This is a genomic window from Dryocola clanedunensis, from assembly GCF_038405435.1.
In the GTDB taxonomy this organism is placed as follows: Bacteria; Pseudomonadota; Gammaproteobacteria; order Enterobacterales; family Enterobacteriaceae; genus Dryocola; species Dryocola clanedunensis_A.
In genome coordinates this window covers 1-507 of the sequence record NZ_JBBYHZ010000253.1, presented here as the reverse complement: position 1 = coordinate 507, position 507 = coordinate 1, and the positions used below count along the sequence as shown (strand labels likewise).

1 protein-coding gene is annotated in these 507 nt (G+C 67.1%); it reads left to right on the top strand.

The genetic code is table 11. The features are described from left to right. On the top strand, positions 1-382 hold a 382-nt coding region (locus AAE045_RS24505), incomplete at its 5' end, for a hypothetical protein (RefSeq protein WP_455549884.1). Positions 383-507 lie beyond the last annotated feature (125 nt).

Here is a 507-nt window from a genome sequence, read left to right as displayed (position 1 = left end):
GCGCGATGGCTACGGGCCGAAGATCCTGGCGCAGGTGCATCCGCGCTTCCGCACCCCGGCGGCGGCGATCATCGCGCAGGGCCTGATCGCCCTGGCGCTGGCCCTGTCCGGTTCGTTCGTGCAGCTGGCGCTGCTGTCGATGACCACGCGCCTGTTCGCCTACATCGGCACGGCCGCGGCGGTGCTGGTGCTGGCGCGCCGGTTCCGTGATCGCCCTGGCGCGTTGAAGCTGCCCGGCGGACCGCTGATCCCGATCCTCGCACTGCTGTTGTGCCTGGCCTTGTTCGCCAGCGCGAGCTGGCAGAACATCGCGGCGGCAGGCATCGCCTTTGCGGTAGGCGCGGTCATCTATAGATTCCCGCGCCGCGATCACCGAGCCTGAGCAGGGGTGCAGGTGTGCAGGTGAATGGCACTTGATGTGTCATTCACCTCGCCGGTCCATGGCGTTAACCCGGCTTTGGATACGGTGAAGCCTCACCCAACCGGAGCCAACACATGAGCACTGAC